This is a genomic window from Nocardia higoensis (assembly GCF_015477835.1).
Lineage (GTDB): Bacteria > Actinomycetota > Actinomycetes > Mycobacteriales > Mycobacteriaceae > Nocardia > Nocardia higoensis_A.
On record NZ_JADLQN010000001.1, the window covers coordinates 2618451 to 2634574 of the forward strand.

Sequence of the window (16124 nt, forward strand, 5' to 3'; positions counted from 1 at the left end):
CAGTCCACAGTACGAGATCCGAGCGTGCGCGGTCTGTGCCGAAACGGGTTCGCCGCAGGTGGGCGGAACCTCGCCGCATGGGAACGAAAAGCAGGCCGAGCGGTCCGGTCATGCGGGTCGATCCCGGCGTTCTCGCGGGGCCCCGGATGCTGATAGGTTCGCGGCCATGCGCGACAAGACGGTCGGCGTGCTCCTGATCACATATCAGAGCGCCGAGGATCTGCCCAGCTTTCTCGACTCCCTCGAAGCCGCTGTAGAACCTCTGCAGTTGGACGTGGTGTGTGTGGACAACACCTCCACCGACAACGGTCCCGATCTGGTCGCCGCCTACGGTGGCCGGGTCACCCGCAACGAGCGCAATGTGGGTCTGTCCACCGCCATCAACCAGGCGGCCGCCCAGACCGACGCCGAGTGGTTGCTGGTGGCCAATCCGGACACCCAACTCTCCCCCGCCTCGATCGCCACCCTGGTGGAGACCGCGCGCTCGGACGAGCGAATCGGCATGATCGGCCCGCAGATCCTGCGCATGGACGGCACCCCGTACCCGAGCGGCCGGGCGTTCCCCTCGCTGCTGGTCGGTATCGCCCACGCGCTGCTGGGCGGCGTGTGGCCGGGCAATCCCGCCACCCGCCGCTACTTCGGCAAGCAGCTCACCACCGCGGGCGATGTGGACTGGATCTCCGGCTGCTGCATGCTCTTCCGTCGTGAAGCCTTCGAGCAGGTCGGCGGCTTCGACGAGCGCTATTTCCTGTACTTCGAGGAAACCAAGATGGCCCTGGACATGCACCGCGCCGGCTGGCGCGTGGTGCTCGACCCGAGCGTGGGCATCAAGCATCGCGAGGGCGGCAGCATGCGCTCGGCGCCGTTCCGCAAGGTCCGCAGCCACCATCGCAGCGCGCTGCGGTTCTACGTCGACTACCACCGCGGTACCCCGTGGATCGTGTTCGCGCCGCTGGTCGCCGCGGGGCTCGCGGTGCGCGCGGTGGTCGCCTCGGCGCGCACCGCCGTCACCGGGCGGCTGGCCAGGAACTGAGCGCCGGGACCGCGGAACCGGCCGCGTAGTGTAGCCGATTCGCGAGAAAGGTGTGAAGTATCCTGAGACGCACAAGATTTGGGATCATCGACAAATGCTCTTCTTCGACGGCACACGCGGACGCTTGCACTATCGGCGGTGGCCGGTACCTTCTCCCGACGCGGTGGCGGTGCTGCTGCACGGTCTGGGCCAGCACAGCGGCAACTACCATCGCTTCGCCCGATCACTGAACGCCATCGGCGTCGAGGTCTGGGGGCTGGACCTGGCCGGTCACGGACTCAGCGAGGGCGACCCCGAGCAGCCGGGCACACTTGCCGAACTGGTCGCCGACGCGACCGCGCTGGTGGAGCGCGCGCACGAGGAGCAACCGGAGTTGCCGCTGGTGCTGATGGGTCACTCGCTGGGTGCGGTGACCACGCTCGGCCTGCTCGGCGCGGCGGTACCCGACACCACGAGCGAAGCCGACCTCGGCGGCGTGGAGTCCAGTTATCCACTGACGCCGAGTGTTCCGCTGGAGTGGCTGCACGGGCTGGTGCTGTCCGGTGTGCCGCGCCGCGCGCTCGGCGGCGGGGCGCCCGGGGCGCCCGGAACCCCGCTGCCCACAACGCTTCCGGTACTGGCCGTACACGGCGCCGAAGACCGCCGGGCTCCGGTGGAAGGAATTCGGCTCTGGACTGCGCGCCACGAATCGGTAGATTTGCGGGAGTACGCCGAGGCCGGGCACGATCTGCTGCACGAACCGGTGAAGGGGCGCGTGGCCGCCGATATCGCGCGGTGGCTGCGTGAGGTCGTCCTCGTGGACGCGGTGCTCACGAAGTAGTAGGCGGGGCACGGCGGCGCGGGGCAGGCGGCACGACGAGTTAGGGGGACGGTGCGATGCGACCACAGTTGGCGGCCCTGGCCAGGGCGGCCGAGGAGGGCTCACTCCACATCGACGGAGTACTGATCGCCGAAGGCGCGCACGAGCAGTGCGCGCGGCGCTACGAACAACTCGCCGACGAAGTGGAAGCACAGCTGGCGGTGCTCGGCCCCGCCACCTCGCTGCCCGGCTTCGGCGGATTCGACTCCGGGGCGGCGCTGCGGCAGGGTTTCGAGGACAAGGCCGACACCGCACTGGTCCTGCTGCGCGAATACGCCTCCTCGGCGAGGGAACTCGCCGGAATCTTCCGCGCCGCGGCGACCGCCTACGAGGCCGCCGACACCGCACTCGCGGGCTCGCTCACCGCCGTCGACCCCACCGTCGACCCCGCGATGCGGGAGGCGAGCCGTGCGTGAGATCCCCTTCGCCGCCGAACGCGGCACCCACACCCGCACCGATCCGACGTACGCGCCGAATGCCGAAGTCTTCGACGGACTCTCCCACGACGAGATCTTCCGCAATGTCCAAGCCCTCGACCCGAGCCTGCTGAGCGCGGGCGCCCAATCCTGGCAGGCGACGGCGACCGGTCTCACCGACGCGGTGTCCCAGGCGCACACCGAGATCCGCGGCGCCATCGCCGACGGCTGGCGCGGCGCCGCGTCGAGCACGGCCGCGGCCGCCGTGGCCGCGTTCGAACTGCACGGGCAACAGTTGGCCGATGTGATGGCCGTGGTGTCCCAGCGGCTGGTGCGCGCGGCCGAGGCCGCCGAGGCGCTGCGTTCGGCGGTGGGCACGCCGTCGAACGCGCAACCGGATCTCGCTGCCGCCCTGCTCGATCCGACGCAGGCCACAGCGAACATCGACACGCAGAAGACCGTCGAGGGCGAACGGCTCGACGTCGTGCGCGCGATGGACACGATCTACACCACGGCTTTCCTCGGGACCGGCGTGGACGTGCCCGCCTTCCCCGAGACCACGCCCCCGATCGACACCGGCACTCCCTCCGGCACACTCGGCGCGGTCGGCAGCACGGAGCCGGAGACCGCCGATCCCTCGTCCACGGTCGCCACCCGATCCGCTGCGGCGACAGCTTCTCCCACGTCGGCCATACCGACGCCCGCGACGCCGCCCGCCGCGAGCACGCCGATGTCCCCGGCCGCACTGCCCACCTCCGCTGTCCCCACCGGCTCGCCGGTCGCCGGGGCCGGTGGCACCCCGACCACTGCCACCACCGCCGCGACGTCCCCCGCCGCGACGACGTCGGCGAATCTCGCCGGTGCCACCACCACCGAGCCCACGTCCACCCGTGGAACTGCGGTGCCACCGGCCGGTTCGGTCACCACCGCCGGTTCGTCGCGACCGGCCGCCGACAGGGAACGCAGGCGCGGGGGGCACGGCGGCGCGGACACGACCGACACCCCAGCAGCGCGCACGGGGGAAGCCGACACGGGAGCGGGCGCCGACACCGCGAAGACCACCGCCAGCGCATCCGGCACGGGCACGGACATGGGCGCGGGCACGGACATGGGCGCGGGCGGTGTGAACGCGACCGGTACGGGCGAGAGCGCTCCGGGCACGCGCGGGCCCGATCGAGACGGGGAATCGGCGGTCGGGGCGGGGGCGGGCGCCGGTGCGGTCGGCGGCCTGCTGGGCGGCGCGCTCGCGGCGGGCGACACCCCGCGTTCGGGCTCGTCGGTGCCGTCGAGCACCGCACGATCCGAGCGCGATCGGCACGACGAGGACGACGAACTCGATTGGGCCGAAGAGGATTTCGTCTTCGACGAGCTGGATGCCGAGTTCGGCGGCGGGCACGACGCCGGTCGCGGCGGCCACGGTTTCGACGACTCCGGCTTCGGTGGAGCGGCTTCCGGTCACGGCGGTCAGGGCCACGGCTATGGCGGCTCGGAATACGGCGGCTCCGAATACGGCGATCCGGGCTATGGCGGTTCCGGCTTCGGTGATGTCGCCTTCGAGGGCGGCCGGGCCGCCGATGAGCTCATCGGGGATCTGGATCCGGCGACGCCTCCGGTGGTCGGCGATTGGCCCGAGAACGAGTGACCTGGACGCTGACGCCCGACCAGTTCGCCGCGGCGTGGGCGCGTGCGGACGGTGATCGCATCCCCTATCCGCTGGCGGTGCGCCCCTCCGCGCGCGACGCGTTCGAACGCGCCGCCCGGCAACCCGAACTCGACGAGTGGTGTGATCGGACGCTCGACGCCGATCTCGAAGCCGCCCTGCGGGTACTGGCCCGGCCGACGGTGCTGATCGAGGTGTTCGGACGGCACGCGGCCGCCACGAGCGCGGAGGCGGTCGTGGACGAGGTCGGCGGCGACGAACCCGCGGTCGCGATCGCTCCCCCGCCCGAGACCGCCTCGGCCGACTTCGTGGATCGCACGAACGCGGCGGACGCCCGTCCGGTGCGAATCCTCGGTGCGACCTCGGGCAATATCGCGGTGGTCGCCGCCCAGCGGCCCGGTCCCGATCCGGAGCGCGGTGGTCCGGTGCGGCTCTACGTCGGCAATCCCGACAACGTGGCCGCGCGGATCGTCTCGGCGCTGCCGCAATGCCCGCCCGGCGGCGGGGCACGCCTGAGCGCCCCGCTGGCGAAGGTGAAAATGGACAGCCGCGATCTGGTGACGGTTCCGGTCTCCGGCCCGACGACGGACGCGCGCATCCGCAGACTGCTCGGCCGTCCCCGGGCGGGGATCGGGCAGATCGTGGTGTCGGCCCGGCGGCGCACCGGCGAGACCGGACCGACGACCCTGCGCCCGTTCGGGGTGCTGTGCTGGATCGATGTCGGTGGCGACGGGCGGTACGCGGTGCGCACCGGCGCCGAGGTGCACGTCGCGCCGGTCACCGCGGAGGCTTTCGGCGCGCACCTGCGGCCGATGCTGGAGGCCGCGGAGAAGACCGCCGCGCACGCCGAACGCTGGTGAGCGCGCCTACGGTGGAGCGGTGCCCCGAGAACGCCGATGTGCAGGACAACTCGGTGCTGCACGGTCCCCAGGACGCGCGATGCCGCACATCCCCCGCTACCGCGAGCCCCATGTCCCGGAGCCGCACGCCCCGTGGTTCCGCCGGACGATCCGCGCGAGGCCGGGCGCCACGGCGGCTCAACGGAGCAGCGTCGTGACCTCGCTGTCGTCCAACTGATGGAAGTCGATATACGCGCCGCCGACCCCGCCGAGTTCGACCGGAACCCACGGGCAGACCACCTCGTCGGCTTCCCCGGACACCCAGGCGTGCGCCTCCACCGACGCGATCGGGACCGCGACCACCAGGCGGGCGGGCGCGTGCGAGCGCACCACTCGGCAGGCCGCCACCATGGTGGCACCGGTGGCCATGCCGTCGTCCACCACGATCACCGTGCGGCCGGTCATCGGCAGCGGGTCGCGGTCGCCGCGCAGGGCGTGCACGCGGCGGGCCAGTTCGGCCTGTTCTGCGCGCTCGACCTCGGCCAACTGGTCGGGGCGCACGCCGAGTCTGCGGATCACGTCGTCGTTGAGGACCCGGACCCCGCCTTCGCCGAGGGCGCCCATCGCGAGTTCCGGATGCCACGGCACGCCCAGCTTGCGGACCAACAGGATGTCGAGATCACCGCCGAGGGCGCGGTGCACCTCGGCCGCCACCGGCACGCCGCCCCGGGGCAGACCGAGCACGAGCGGCTCCGTCGCACGCAGGTGGGTCAGTTCCGCGCCCAGCGCGCGACCGGCGGCGACCCGATCGGCGTAGTGGTTCATCTCCCTTCGAACGCTACTCCTGCGGGCGGGGCTCGGTGATCACGAATCGGCGCAACGCGAGGCTGGGGTTGTGGGTGCGCACCGCATCGAGGTGGTCGAGTTCGGCGGTCGCGGTGAGCACGCCGGGCTCGGCGCCCAGTTCGGCCAGGACCGCGCCCGCCGGATCGATGATCATGGAGGCGCCGGAACCGAGGGGTTCGGCCTGGTCGGCGGCGGCGAGGTAGACGGTGTTCTCGATCGCCCGGGCGCGCAGCAGGGTGGTCCACTGATCGACCTTGCCCGGTCCGGGAATCCACTGCGCGGGGACCGCGATCACCTGCGCTCCGGCCGCGGCGAGTCGCCGGAAACCCTCGGGGAAGCGCAGGTCGAAGCAGGTCTGCAGGCCGATGGTCACCCCGTCGGCGAGGAAGGTGACCGGTTCGGTGAGCGGCCCCGGCTCGACGACATCGGACTCCTTGTGGCCGAAGGCGTCGTAGAGGTGCACTTTGCGATAGACCGCGACCCGCTCACCGCCGGGATCGACGGCCACCAGGGTGTTGCGGATACGGGTGTCACCGCCGGTCTCGATCATGCCCGCCACCAGGAAGACACCGGCCGCACGCGCCAGTTCGGCCAGGCCGGTCGCGAACTGGCCGTCCAGCGGTTGTGCCACCGGCACCACCCGTCGGTCGAGCCTGCGCACCGCGTGCATCGCGTACTCCGGGGCGATCACCACGCGCGCCCCGCGCCCGGCGGCCGCGCGGACCTGCTCACCGAGGGCTGTCAGGTTCGCCTGCGGGTCGGTGCTCGGAGTGAACTGGACCACGCCGAGGGTCACCGCGGGGGCGCGCAGCCCCTGTTCGGAGGCCTGGTGCTGGAGTCGCATACGTCTCACCGTATTGGCCCGGTGACCGGGGAGGCCACCGGCAGGCAGTAAACTCCTGGTCAATGAGTACTAATCAGGTCGACAGCGTTCCTGGCGACGACGACAGGGACACGGGCGGAACCGAAGCCGGTTCCGACCCGGCCGGCCCGTCCTTCGCCGACTTGGGCATCGACGACCGCATCCTGCGGGCAATCGCCGATGTCGGTTACGAATCTCCCTCCCCCATCCAGGCGGCGACCATCCCACCGCTGCTGGCGGGCGCCGATGTGGTCGGTCTCGCGCAGACCGGCACCGGCAAGACGGCCGCCTTCGCCATCCCGATCCTGATGGGTCTGGAAACATCCGGCAAAGCGCCGCGCGCCCTCGTGCTCGCCCCCACCAGGGAGCTGGCCATCCAGGTCGCCGAGGCCTTCGGCCGTTACTCCACCCACATCCCCGGACTGCACGTGCTGCCCATCTACGGCGGGCAGAGCTACGGCGTGCAGCTGTCGGGCCTGCGCCGTGGCGCGCACGTGGTCGTCGGCACCCCGGGCCGGGTGATCGATCACCTGGAGAAGGGCACGCTCGACCTGTCGCAGCTGCAGTACCTGGTGCTCGACGAGGCCGACGAGATGCTCAAGATGGGCTTCCAGGAGGATGTCGAGCGGATCCTCGCCGACACCCCGCGGGACAAGCAGGTCGCGTTGTTCTCGGCGACCATGCCCTCGGCGATCCGTAAGATCTCCAAGCAGTACCTGCGCGAGCCGGTCGAGATCACCGTCAAGGCCAAGACCCAGACCGCGACCAACATCACCCAGCGGTGGGTGCAGGTCTCCCATCAGCGCAAGCTGGACGCGCTGACCCGGGTGCTCGAGGTCGAGCCGTTCGAGGCGATGATCATCTTCGTCCGCACCAAGCAGGGCACCGAAGAACTCGCCGAGAAGCTGCGCGCCCGCGGCTTCTCCGCCGCCGCCATCAACGGCGACATCGCTCAGAACCAGCGCGAGCGCACCATCGGCCAGCTCAAGTCCGGCACGCTGGACATCCTGGTGGCCACCGACGTCGCCGCGCGCGGCCTGGACGTGGACCGTATCTCGCACGTCGTCAACTACGACATCCCGCACGACACCGAGTCCTACGTGCACCGCATCGGCCGCACCGGCCGCGCCGGGCGCAGCGGCAAGGCGCTGCTGTTCGTCGCGCCGCGCGAACGCCATCTGCTCAAGGCCATCGAGCGCGCCACCCGGCATCCGCTCGAGGAGATGCAGCTGCCCAGCGTCGAGGACGTCAACGCGCAGCGGGTCGCCAAGTTCGGCGACACCATCACCGAGAATCTCGCCTCGTCGAACCTGCCGCTGTTCCGCAAGCTCATCGAGGACTACGAGCGCGAGCACAACATCCCGCTGGTCGACATCGCGGCCGCGCTGGCGATCGGTTCCTACGACGGCGACAACTTCTTCATGGAGCCGGAGCCGGAACCGGAACGCCGCGAACGTGTTCCGCGTGAACGCCCGGACCGCCGCTTCGACGAGGAGCGCGGGCCGGGTGGCGGCTCGCATCACCGGGCGACCGGTACCGAGCTGGCCACCTACCGGATCAGCGTGGGCAAGCGGCACCGGGTGGTGCCGGGCGCGATCGTCGGCGCCATCGCCAACGAAGGCGGTCTGCGCCGCAGCGACTTCGGCCACATCAGCATCCGGCCCGACCACAGCCTGGTCGAGCTGCCCGCACAGCTGCCCGCCGAGACGCTGGAAGCTTTGCGGCGCACCAGGATCAGCGGCGTGCTGATCCAGCTGCAGCTCGACTCCGGTCCGCCGTCGCACCGCGCGGCTCCGTCGTTCAGCAGCCGGGGTCCGCGCCGCGAGCGCGACACCGGCAAACGCCAGGAACGCCGCAAGCCGCGATCCTGACCCGGGGTCCACCGAGGTCAGACGCACTGGCTTACAGTGTTGCCGACCGGCGCGCATCGGGCGCGCCGGTTGCTGGTGTCCCGGCTGGCGGCCGTCGAACGGGAGGCGCGCGTTTGTTCGTGTTCGGTGATCGTGTAGTGGCGACCGCCGCCGATCTGGTGCGGGCCGCGCGCTGCGAGTTCGCGGTGCTGCGTGCCCTCGACGCCGAACTCGGCATGGTGGACACCGCGCCCGACTGCACCGCTTCGCCGGACTTCACCACTCCCGTCGGCTCCTACGCGCCCGGCGGCGACCGGCTGCACGCGCGCATGCGCGCGGTATACGGATCCTCGATCGCCGAGATCTCCGCACCCGACCGGCTTTCCGCGTTCGGCGCCGATGCGTCCGGGGCCGATGCCCTGCGCGCGGCGCACACCGCGACTGTCGACGCGCTCAGCGGCGGAGCGCGGGTCGTGCGGAACGCGACGGTCCTGAGCGACCGATTCGCCGCGCGCTGTGACTATCTCGTACGCGTGGAGCATGGCGGTCACACCCTGCACGGGACCGCCGCCTCGCCCGCGACTCGGCTCGACACCGTGCTCGAACTGGCCGCCTGCGCGCAGATTCTCACCGCCTCGGGCGCGGTCGGGGTGCCGCCGACGCTCGTATTGCACTGCGGTCCCGTGGTTTCCGAGCATCCGCTGGACGCGGCGGCTGCGGTGTACCGGGCCGGGCGAGAGCGGACCGGTGAGATTTTCGAGGAGAAGCTCGACGAGCTGCTGCCTGTGCAGTGGGGCGATCCGCGCTATCTGGCCTGCGGGCGCTGCGCGGTGTGCCTGCCCGAACTGACCGCCGCCCGGGATCTGCTGCTGGTGGCGGGTATGCCGGGCACGGCACGGGCGCGGCTGCGCGACGCCGGGGTGCACACCGTCGATCGGCTCGCCGTCACCGACGACGAGATACCCGGCCTGTCCGTGCGCACGGTGGCCGCTCTGCGCGGACAAGCCGATCTGCAATTGCGCACCGAGGCGTCCGGCGTGCCCGCCCATGCCCTGCTCGACCCGGCCGCACTGTCCGCCCTGCCCGAGGCACATCCCGACGATCTCGCGCTGACCCTGGAATCGGCACCGGACGGCCGCGCCGGGCACTGGCGCCTCGGGAACCGCACCGGCACCCTGCTGAGCCTGCCCGCGGGCCCTGGTTCGGTCACCGAGGTCCTCGTCCACTCCGCCGCGCATCTGGGCTCCCATCCCGGCGCACACCTCTACCACTACACCGGCGACGTGCGAGCGGCGTTGCTGGCCGGGGGCGACGGTCCCGGCGACGAGGAGGCCCTCGACGACCTGCTGCACGCGGGTCTGCTCGTCGACCTCTATCCCGTCGTCCGCAATGCCGTCCTCATCGGCGTGGCATCCTATGGTCTCGATCGGCTCCGTCCCTTGATCCCCGGCGCACCGTCGGACGACGTGATGCTGGTGCTGCTGAGCGACTGGCTGCGCGGCCTCGGCGACGCCGCGCGGTGGCGCGAATCGTCGACGTCGGTGGCCGCGCAGACGCGCCCCGGCAGCGCGGCACGGCCTCGAGGAGCAGCCGTGGACTCCGACTGGGCGGACGCAGACCCCGCGACGGAGGACCCGTCCCCGCCCCCCTCGTCGGTCGAAGCGGCGTTGTGGGAATACGCTGCCGGACAAGGTGATTCGCGGCACCCGGCGGCGGTGATGGCGGCGGTGGCCGGGTATCGGCGCCGGGAACGGCGCGCATGGAGTTGGGCGCACACCGATCGGCTGACCCATCCGGTGCGGGACTGGGCGGACGCCCCGGGTGTGCTCATCGCCGACCGCTGCACCGTGGACACCAAGTGGCATCGCAGCCCCGACGGCGCGACCATGCGGCGGTTCCTGACCTTGACCGGGCGCATCGGTTCGGGCGGGGGGCTGCGGCCCGGGCCGACGAGCACAGCCGCGCCCGCCGCGCTGCCGCCGGGCACTCGGGTGCACACGTTCTACGACCGAGTCGGCGCGTTCGGGCGTCGCACCACCGGGACCGCCGTCGTGCTCGGCTGCGCGGTGGACGCCGACTTCGACGACGCGGTACGGCTGGAGGAGATCCAGCCCGAGGACCGGGTACCCCACGACGACCTGCCGATCGCCATCGCGCCGGGGGTGCCGCGCTGGGATGCCCGCGCCGAGGCAGCGGTCGAAGCCACGGCGCAGCGGTTGCTGATGACGCTGCCCGAGCTGCCCACGGGCGCGTTCTTCGACATTCTGGGCAGGCGGACGCCCCGGCTGCACGGTGACGCGTTGCCGCCGGTGCACGGGGACCACATCACCGCGCTCACCGCGGCGGTCTCCGGCCTCGACGATTCCTATCTGGTGGTCCAGGGCCCGTCGGGGACCGGCAAGACCGAGGTCACGGCTCAGGTGGTGGCGCAGCTGGTGACCGGGCGGCACTGGCGGATCGGCATCGTCGCGCACAGCCGCCGCACGGTGGAGAACCTGTTCGAGGCCATCGTCGCGGCCGGTGTGCTGCCCGAACTCGTCGCCGAATCCGAGGCCGAGGCCGTCGCGCCGGAGTGGGCGGTGATCGACCCGCAACGGTTCGCCCGGTTCCTCGATCACGCCGTCAACGGTTGTGTGATCGGCGGGCTCACCGAGGATTTCACCGATCCGGCGCGGGTGCCCGCGGGCAGTCTGGATCTGCTCGTGGTCGCCGACGCCGGCCGGTTCCCCCTGGCGGAGGTGGCGGAGGTGGCAGGTGGCGCGCGTTCGCTGCTGCTGGTCGGCGACCCGCAGCCCGCCCTCGCGCGCGCCGCCCATCCCGCGCCGGTCGCGGCCTCGGTGCTCGGCTGGTTGCTCGACGGGCGTGACACGGTCCCCGCCGGACGCGGCTACTTCCTCGACCGCACGCGGCGGATGCATCCACGGGTGTGCGAGCCGCTGTCGCGGCTGTACTACGACGGCAGGCTGATCTCGGACGAAACCGTCACCACGGCACGGCGACTCGATGGCACCGCGCCCGGTATCGAGACCGTGACGGTCTCGCATCACGGCGATTCGACCGAGTCCGTGGCCGAGGCGCGCGAGGTGGTACGCCAGGTGCGCGCTCTGCTCGGGCGCCCGTGGACCGAGGGCGGACAGACCCGGCGACTGCATCCGCACGATCTGTTCGTCATCGCGCCCTACGAGGCGCAGGTCGGGCGTATCCGAACCCTGTTGGCGCGGGCCAAGATCGAGGATGTGCTGGTGGGCACCGTCGACCGGTTCCGGGGCAGGGAGAGCGCGGTCGTGCTGATCTCGATGACCACGTCGTCGCCGCAGGACGCGCCGGACGGCATGGCGGCATTGTTCTCCCCCGGCCTGATCCGTGCGGCGGTCAGCCGGGCCATGTGGAAGGCGATCGTCATCCGTTCGCCGCTGCTCACCACCTACCTGCCCGAGACTCCCGAAGAACTCGTCGAACCGGGACGATTCCTGCGACTCGGGTGACTCCCGGGTCGGTGGAACTTCCGCAAGCCGTCGCCGCGGTGAACGTGGCCTGTACCCGCGTGCCTGCCGGGGCGTAGGTGAGCGGGCGCGCGGTGGCGCCTCAGCCGAAGTTCTTGCCCTCGCCGCGGTAGGTCGGCACCGTGGTGCGGGAGCCGTCCGGTTCGACCAAGTGCACCGCGTCGAAGCGCTCGCAGAGTTCGCCCGCCTTCGCGTGCCGGAACCACACGCGATCGCCCAGGCGCAGGGACCGCGCACCCGACAGCGGCGTCTGGACTTCTCCCGCGCCCTCGGTGCCGAGCAGGCGGAGCCCCTCGGGCCACACCGGCTTCGGCACCCGGGACACACCCGCCGGACCGGAGGCGATGTAGCCGCCCGCGAAGACGGTGGCGATGCCGGGGGCGGGCCTGCGCAGCACGGGGGTGGCGAAGAACAGCGCCGGTCGCGGGGTGAAAGCGCGATAGTGGTCGAACAGGGTCGGTACATAGAGGCCGGATCCCGCGGTGACCTCGGTGACCTGCGGGTCGGCGGTGCTCACCTCGAGCGATCCGGTGCCGCCGCTGTTGACGATGCGCAGCGGGCCGGTCACCGAGCGCACCGCGTCGAGCACGGCGGCGCGACGGCGGCCGATCTCGGCGGCGGAGAGCTTCTTGACCAGACGCACGGCCGGATTGCTGTCGGGCAGCCCGGCGATCTGCGCCTCGTAGGTCATCACGCCGACGACCTCGAACCCGGCGGCGCGGGCGGCGCGCGCCAGTTCGGCGGCCTGCTCCGGGGTGCGCAGTGGGGAACGGCGCACGCCCAGGTGCACCGGCCCCAGGCGCAGGGAGGCGTCCACGTCAAGGCACACCTGGGGACGGACCTTGTCGGTGCCGAGTGCGGCGCGGGTCAGCTCGAGCTGAGCGATGTCGTCGATCATCAGGGTGATCGCCGACGACATCGTCTCGTCGGCGGCCAGTTCGGCCAGCGCGGCCCGATCGACGGTGGGATAGCCGAGCAGGATGTCGCGGGCGCCGAGGCGAGCCAGCCACAGCGCTTCGCGCAACGAATAGGACATGATGCCGGCGAACCCGGCGGCGGCGGTGAGGCCGGAGCCGAGCACCGTCTCCAGCACGGCACGGCAGCGCACGGATTTCGAGGCGACCCGAATCGGCGTGCCCGCGGCGCGGCGCACCAAGTCCACGGCGTTCGCGCGCAGGGCGGTGAGATCCAGCGCAGCCAGCGGCGGATCGAGGTCGGCGGTGGCCGCGTGCAGACCGGGAATCGGCGAGGTCTCACTCACCCCACCCACTCAACCACCTAGCTGGACAAACGTCCAGTAGTGCGGATGCGAGTTCAGGCGTCGACCGCGCGGGCGGTCAGGCCACTGACCAGATCATCGAGCACGACCAGCGTCGTCTCGTCGTCGCAGCACGCCAGCCAGCGCAGCACGGTGCCCTGCAGCATCGACACGCAATACGCGGCGATCGCGTCGACCGGTTCGAGCCACTGGGTGTTCGAACGCTGCGCGCACAGTTCCAGGAAGAAGGCTATCTCGGCATCCATCTGCTGGAACGTCATCGCGGTGATCGGGTCGGCCACACATTCGGAACTGGATTCCCAGCGCTCCCTGATGGTGCGCACGGCCGACTCGTAGGCTCTGATCTGCTTGTAGGGGGTGGCCTTGATCAGCGGCCAGTAGGCGGTGATGCCGGCGTGCAGCAACACTCGCAACGCTCGAACTCCGCCGTGATCGAGCGAGGCTGCTGCCGTTTCGACTGCCTCGCAGACGGTCGGCCGCAACCGGCTTTCCACAATTTCTCCACGTGCGCTCAACGACGACTCCCTTGGCGAAAGACATCACGCCCCTGCACGGCGCGAATCGCTGAACTCGGCGGACAGTCAGGCTTCCACCGGACCGCCCGGTCCAACGTTCATCAATGGTAGAGGGTTTCCATGATTTGAGAACGGGTACAGCACTATTTTCAGACTGAAAGATTGTTTTGTTATCCGACCGGGACTGCACCGCAACGTTGCGTTGCTTGCCTGATCGCCGAACCCGCGCTCCGGACCCTCGTTACCCGGTTCCCACCTGGTGCGGATGCGGTTAGGCTTACCTGCCCGATACCGCACCTTGGTCCAGGGTACGGATCCCGCACCGCCGCGCTACCCCCTTGTGGCCGAACACACAGTGGAAACGGGTGTAGCGGACAGCGCGGCCCACTCGCAGCCCACCGCCATCGGGCCGCCGATAGCCTGTAGCCGTGACCTCCACGTCTTCAGCCGATCACTTCCGCCTCACCGGCACCTTCAACTTCCGAGACACCGGCGGTCTGCGCACCGCGTCCGGCGCCCGGATCCGTCCCGGCGTGCTGCTGCGCTCGGCTCAGCTCAGCGGTCTCGACGAACGCGGTCACGCCGTGCTGCGCGAACTGCGCGTCACCGACGTGCACGACCTGCGCGGACTGCACGAGATCGAGAACATCGGCCACGACAACCTGCCCGACGACGTACGACTGCGGGTGACGCCGTTCGACTCACGGATGGGCGCGGCACCGCCGCACGATGCCGACGGCACCTCCGCGCTCACGCACATGCTCGAGGTCTACCGGGTCTTCCCCAAGCTGCCCGAGGCCAACGCCGCCATCACCGAGATCGCCGAATCCATCGTGCGCGGGCAGGGCGCCGTGCTGGTGCACTGCGCGGCGGGCAAGGACCGCACCGGGTGGGCGGTCGCCACCATCCTGCGCGCGGTCGGGGTGGTCGAGGAAGACGTCTACGCCGACTACATGCTGAGCAATCACGCGGTGCCCGCGTTGCGCGCGATGCTGGCCCAAACTCTCGGCCCCGGCGCGGAACCCTCCCCGGATCTGCTCGGCGTCCGCGAGGAGTATCTGCGGATCGGCACGGATTCGGTGCACGAACTGCACGGTCACCACGATGCCTTCGTCGAGGCCGCGGGCATCGACACGAAACTGCTGGAGCGGTTGCGCGAGCGCCTGCTGGTCTAGCCGCTCAGGCGGTGCACCAGGCCGTCGGCGGTGATGCGGACCTGGTCGCCGGTATGGAACCAGCCGCCGGTGAACCGATCCGCCGTCGAGGCCGGATCGTTCCAGTAGCGGCTGCTGACATTCGGTCCCCGACAGAGCAGTTCACCGTGACCGGCGGCGGCGCGCGGTCCCGACAGCGCCAATTCCGTTCCGCCGAAGGGCCGTCCGAGCACGGTGCCGGAATCGGCGTCGTCGGCCGCGAGGCCGATTCCGCTGGTCTCGGTGGCTCCCCACAGCGACCAGCGCTTGGCCGCCGGAAAGGTCTCGCGCAGCGCCTCGGTGACTTCACCCGCCGCCGGGACCGGATGTTGCGCGCGCCTGCCCGCGCTGCTGAGGCGGCGCACGCCGTGGGTGCAGATGCCGTCCGAACGCATGGCGGCCAGCGTGGGACGCAGGTCGGCGAACACCTCCGGGGTCGCCGAGATCATGTCGACCCGTTCTGTCACCAGGGCTTCGGCGATGCCCGCGATGTCGCGCGCGAACACCACGGTGCCGCCGACGGCGAAGGTCGGCAGCAGTTGGTCGACGCAGCCCCGGGTGCCCGCCAGCGGCAGCAGGACGAGATTGCGCACACCGTCGGTCGGCAGGTCGAGGGTCGAGACGACGGACCTGACCGCGGACAGCAGGTTCTCGTTGGTCAGCTCCACCCCCCTGGGCTCGTGCCGATCGCTGGTGTAGCAGAGCACCGCGAGCTCGTCGAGCGCGGCGCCGTCGTCGATGAACGACGGGCCGTCGGGCAGCGGGGTGCCCGTGCCGAGCACGAAATCGGCCGCGCTGTCGGCGAGGACACGCTCGGCGACGCTGTGCGGCAGTCCGCTGGGCACCAGCACCGGCACCGCGCCGCTGAGCAGGGCGCCGAGAAAGGCGCGCACCCACCGCAGGCCCGCGGGCATCCGCACGGCCACCCGATCGCCGTAGCCGATGCCGTGTTGCTGCAATCCGCCCGCGATGCGCGCACCCGAATGCCACAGCTCGCGGTAGGTGAGCCGGGGCCCACCCACCTCGACGACCGCTTCCCGGTTCGCGAACGCGTGCACTTGACGGTCCAGCAGTTCCGTCAGGGCGGGATGGAGATTGCCGTACCTGAGCACCCCGTCCGCGCCTCGCGCCATGGGGGCGTGGCGACCGTCCACCGGGTACTCGACCACCAACTGCGTCATTCGTCCTCCGCGGGCCTGGATCCAGCAGGCACCTGCACTATATGACGCGTATCACATTTCCGCCGGTGGATCGTCGTTACGCGGGGAT

13 protein-coding genes are annotated in these 16124 nt (G+C 71.1%); 8 read left to right on the forward strand and 5 right to left on the reverse strand.

The annotated features are described in order from the left end of the window. Positions 1 to 166: 166 nt before the first annotated feature. The 5 genes from IU449_RS11835 (at position 167) to IU449_RS11855 (ending at position 4828) form a co-directional block, all read left to right on the forward strand. Positions 167 to 1033 (forward strand): glycosyltransferase family 2 protein, encoded by an 867-nt coding sequence (locus tag IU449_RS11835; RefSeq protein WP_195001846.1) that lies wholly within the window; start codon positions 167 to 169, stop codon positions 1031 to 1033. Positions 1034 to 1127: 94 nt separating this feature from the next. Continuing rightward, complete coding sequence (locus tag IU449_RS11840; RefSeq protein WP_195001847.1) at positions 1128 to 1853, forward strand: alpha/beta hydrolase; 726 nt, start codon at positions 1128 to 1130, stop codon at positions 1851 to 1853. A gap of 56 nt (positions 1854 to 1909) precedes the next feature. Beyond that, positions 1910 to 2308, forward strand: coding sequence for a hypothetical protein (locus IU449_RS11845; RefSeq protein ID WP_195001848.1), 399 nt, complete (start codon positions 1910 to 1912; stop codon positions 2306 to 2308). Beyond that, positions 2301 to 3950: a PPE domain-containing protein gene (locus IU449_RS11850; RefSeq protein WP_195001849.1), complete on the forward strand. Its 1650-nt coding sequence runs from the start codon at positions 2301 to 2303 to the stop codon at positions 3948 to 3950. The genes IU449_RS11845 and IU449_RS11850 overlap by 8 nt, the downstream gene beginning before the upstream one ends. After that, complete coding sequence (locus IU449_RS11855) at positions 3947 to 4828, forward strand: ESX secretion-associated protein EspG (RefSeq protein WP_195001850.1); 882 nt, start codon at positions 3947 to 3949, stop codon at positions 4826 to 4828. The genes IU449_RS11850 and IU449_RS11855 overlap by 4 nt, the downstream gene beginning before the upstream one ends. Before the next feature lie 177 nt (positions 4829 to 5005). On the opposite strand, the gene IU449_RS11860 is transcribed toward IU449_RS11855, so the two are convergent. Together IU449_RS11860 and IU449_RS11865 are read right to left on the reverse strand one after the other, a co-directional pair. Continuing rightward, positions 5006 to 5632 carry a phosphoribosyltransferase gene (locus IU449_RS11860; RefSeq protein ID WP_195001851.1) on the reverse strand — a complete coding sequence of 209 codons (627 nt, stop codon included), beginning with the start codon at positions 5630 to 5632 and terminating at the stop codon, positions 5006 to 5008. Positions 5633 to 5645: 13 nt separating this feature from the next. After that, positions 5646 to 6497, reverse strand: a complete 852-nt coding sequence (locus IU449_RS11865; RefSeq protein ID WP_195001852.1) for a carbon-nitrogen hydrolase family protein — start codon at positions 6495 to 6497, stop codon at positions 5646 to 5648. Positions 6498 to 6559: 62 nt separating this feature from the next. Here IU449_RS11865 and IU449_RS11870 point away from each other — a divergent pair, with 62 nt between their 5' ends. Then, on the forward strand, positions 6560 to 8386 hold the full coding sequence (locus IU449_RS11870) for a DEAD/DEAH box helicase (protein ID WP_228803922.1): 1827 nt from the start codon (positions 6560 to 6562) through the stop codon (positions 8384 to 8386). A gap of 119 nt (positions 8387 to 8505) precedes the next feature. Beyond that, positions 8506 to 11850 (forward strand): bifunctional RecB family nuclease/DEAD/DEAH box helicase, encoded by a 3345-nt coding sequence (locus IU449_RS11875; RefSeq protein WP_324188196.1) that lies wholly within the window; start codon positions 8506 to 8508, stop codon positions 11848 to 11850. A gap of 100 nt (positions 11851 to 11950) precedes the next feature. Here the strand turns inward: IU449_RS11875 and IU449_RS11880 are convergent, their stop codons facing one another. Continuing rightward, positions 11951 to 13138, reverse strand: a complete 1188-nt coding sequence (locus tag IU449_RS11880; protein ID WP_195001854.1) for an amino acid deaminase/aldolase — start codon at positions 13136 to 13138, stop codon at positions 11951 to 11953. 44 nt (positions 13139 to 13182) lie between these two features. Next, positions 13183 to 13554, reverse strand: a complete 372-nt coding sequence (locus IU449_RS11885) for a TetR family transcriptional regulator (protein WP_324188241.1) — start codon at positions 13552 to 13554, stop codon at positions 13183 to 13185. A 536-nt stretch (positions 13555 to 14090) separates the two neighbouring features. Between IU449_RS11885 and IU449_RS11890 the strand changes: the two genes are divergently transcribed. Then, on the forward strand, positions 14091 to 14837 hold the full coding sequence (locus IU449_RS11890) for a tyrosine-protein phosphatase (protein WP_195001855.1): 747 nt from the start codon (positions 14091 to 14093) through the stop codon (positions 14835 to 14837). On the opposite strand, the gene IU449_RS11895 is transcribed toward IU449_RS11890, so the two are convergent. Beyond that, positions 14834 to 16036 carry a class I adenylate-forming enzyme family protein gene (locus IU449_RS11895; RefSeq protein WP_195001856.1) on the reverse strand — a complete coding sequence of 401 codons (1203 nt, stop codon included), beginning with the start codon at positions 16034 to 16036 and terminating at the stop codon, positions 14834 to 14836. The two genes, IU449_RS11890 and IU449_RS11895, sit on opposite strands and share 4 nt — an antisense overlap. Positions 16037 to 16124 lie beyond the last annotated feature (88 nt).